The sequence below is a fragment of the Trebonia sp. genome (genome assembly GCF_030042015.1).
Lineage (GTDB): Bacteria > Actinomycetota > Actinomycetes > Streptosporangiales > Streptosporangiaceae > Trebonia.
This window is the reverse complement of record NZ_JASIAL010000400.1, coordinates 1-2,828: the sequence shown is the minus strand read 5'-3', so window position 1 is coordinate 2,828 and position 2,828 is coordinate 1. Positions and strand designations below refer to the sequence as shown.

The window sequence follows — 2,828 nt, the reverse complement described above, 5'->3', positions numbered from 1 at the left end:
TCGAACTGGTCATTGCCGTGGCGGCCGAGCACCGCCACCCCGATCGAGATCGTGACGCACACCGCGGTGTCCCCCACCGGGACCTTGAGCGCGCTCGCGCCGCGGCGGAGCCGTTCGGCGATCCGGCATGCCTCTTCGGCCTGGGTCTTCGGGAGGACGATGACGAACTCCTCGCCGCCGAACCGGCCGACGAGGTCGGACTCGCGGACCTGCTGCCGCAGCTCGGCGGCGAGCGCGCGCAGCACCTCATCGCCAGTGAGGTGGCCGTGCGTGTCGTTGACCTTCTTAAAGTGGTCGACGTCGGCGAGCAGCACCGCGACCGGCGCGCCGGCGCGCTGTGCCCGCGCGATCTCCACGTCGGCCTCGCGCTGCCACGCGACCGCGTTCAGCAGTCCGGTCTTGGCGTCCGTCCGCGCCGCCGCCTTGAGCTGCTGGTGCATGAGACTGCGCTGCAGCAGGACCACGGGCGGCAGCGCGACGCACAGCAGCAGCGGGCTGAGCGCGCACGCGATCGTGACCAGGATGCCCACGCACGTCTCGGCCAGGTCAAGCAGCATCCGCTCGCGGTCCCACAACATGTCGGCCAGCTTGGCGCTGGGCTCGGCGAGCCGGGCGGCGACCGCGACGAGGCAGGTGTTGACCACGGCGAACACGATGGCGCACGCCACCGCGACCGCCGCCTGCTGCGGCCTGGTGAACCACACGTGCGGCGGCGCGTACGTCAGCCAGCGGCTCGCCTCGCCCTGCTGCGCGATGGGGGTGAGCCACCGGAACAGGATGGACGCGCAGGCCCCGGCCAGCCCCAGAGCCGCCGAACTGAACACCCGCCGGTAGACGGGAGTGCGGCCCACCCGCAGGAAGAGCAGCAGGCCAAGCACGGCGGGCGCGGCCAGCGCGTAGAACGGCGGCAGCAGGAGCGCCACCGGCAGCCACCACGCGGACAGCAGGTCCCTCGAAACGCCGGTGGGCTGGCCAAGCCGCCTGGTCGCCTCGATGCACACCGCGCCGCAGCCCATCAGCGCGACGAACAGCAGTATGTCCCCCGCGCGCAGCGGCGTCTTCCCGAGTTCCCACCCCGCCAGGACCAGATAGGCGAGCAGCACCGCGGATAGGTAGCCGATCAGCGGCAGCGGCAGCGTGAGCAGCGGCCAGTACCACGGCCAGCGGACGAACCGCCGGAACCCGCGCTGCCGCTGTCTAATCACGTCCTGGACTGCTGACATGCCTCCGCCTGTCGCTGCCATGACTTCCCCGACGTCCGATTCCGCCCAGCGCTGCAGGTAACTCTAGGTAACACAATAGATGCATCTCGTGCGCGCTGTGTGCAGAACCCGCATGTTGGGTGCCGCGCGTAGCCGATTAGTTGCCCCTAGTAATCTTCTGCTGCGTGCGGCACCCTGGTAATGCGCCTTCGGGGTGCTGCGTCCTTACAGCGGCGCAGGCTCGCGGGCCGGCTCGCTGAAATCCCCGGCCAGGTCGGCGAAGGGGCTGTCATCGGCGGACTGGCCCTCGCCGGCATACTGCGGCGCTGGCGGGTCGTCAGGGCGGTCCGCCGCCGGTCCTGCCGCAAGACCTCCGTCGTAACCCTCGTCGCCGGGCAGGCTGCCGTAGTCGTCCGGGCTGCCGGGAAACTCGCCATCTTCCAGGTCTTCGTCCGGCGCCATGTCATGCCGGATCGCCTCACCGTTCGCGAGGTCACGCGACGCGCTCGCCGGCACGTGCACGCCCCGGTTGAAGTGCGACCACCCGAATGACAGGTCGTGCCCCACCGACTCGGCCTCGATCTCGAGCTCGACCCTGGTGTGCTGCTGTTCGTCCACCCAGGTCCTGGTGCGGAACCTGCCGCGGACGAGAACCATGTCCCCCTTGCGCAGGGATCCCGTGACGTTCTCGGCGAGCTTGCGCCAGCAGGTCACGTTGTAGTAGGAGGTTTCGCCGTCGCGCCACTCCCCCGTCTGGCGATCCAGCCTGCGGGGCGTCGAGCCCACCCGGATGCGGGTGACCGGCGTCCTCGTCGACTTGGTGAAACTCAGCTTGGGCTCCGCCGTCACGTACCCCGACAGCACGATGTAGTTAGTCTGGCTCATCGCCGTTCTCCTTGTTGAACTTGCTCAGCCGCTGTCGCACGCGTCCGGCACCCGCCGGCCGGTGTGCACTTTCACCGTGCCGGACCGCCCAACGCCCGGGTAAGCGCCATCCGCACCCTGTGGATAACCTGTCCGATTTGTCCACGACCTGTGGACAACGCCTTGCCAGCTGGGCCCGGATGCGGCATAATGCCCGGCCGTGCGACCGGAACGCGGCCGACGGGCACCGGTGCCGGACGGGGACGCTGCGCCTGGCGGACACGCCAGGGGAGAGCCGCGGGGAAAAACGAATGGCGTCACCGTGGGGCGGCGTGTTAGGTTCCGACGTCGTGCGACGGGTGTCGGTGGTCGGAACCTCAGGCTCTGGCAAGTCCACGCTGGCCCGTCGGCTAGCCGCGATCCTGGGCGTGCCGTACCTGGAACTCGACGGGGTTAACCACCAGCACGGCTGGGAGCCACTGCCGAGGGAGGAATTCCGGCGGATCGTCGCGACGAAGGCGACCGCGGATGGCTGGGTTATCGACGGTAACTACAGCGCGGTGCAGCCGCTCGTCTGGGCGCGCGCGGACACCGTGGTGTGGCTCGACCTGCCGAAGGCCGTCGTGATGCGGCAGGTCACCTGGCGGACGCTGCGGCGGGTGGCCGGACGTCAGGAGCTGTGGAACGGCAACCGCGAGCGCTGGGCGAATCTCCTCAGCTGGAACCCAGAAGAGTCGGTCATCTCCTGGGCCTGGCACAAGC

3 protein-coding genes are annotated in these 2,828 nt (G+C 69.6%); 1 reads left to right on the top strand and 2 read right to left on the bottom strand.

What is annotated here, in order from left to right; all coding sequences use genetic code 11:
• The coding region (locus Q1N79_RS21720) for a GGDEF domain-containing protein (protein WP_300611775.1) at positions 1-1,223 on the bottom strand (1,223 nt) is incomplete at its 3' end.
• A gap of 204 nt (positions 1,224-1,427) precedes the next feature.
• Complete coding sequence (locus tag Q1N79_RS21715) at positions 1,428-2,087, bottom strand: single-stranded DNA-binding protein (RefSeq protein ID WP_300611773.1); 660 nt, start codon at positions 2,085-2,087, stop codon at positions 1,428-1,430.
• Between the two features lie 329 nt (positions 2,088-2,416).
• Here Q1N79_RS21715 and Q1N79_RS21710 point away from each other — a divergent pair.
• Positions 2,417-2,828, top strand: a 412-nt coding sequence (locus Q1N79_RS21710; RefSeq protein WP_300611771.1) for a hypothetical protein, incomplete at its 3' end; no start/stop codon positions are given.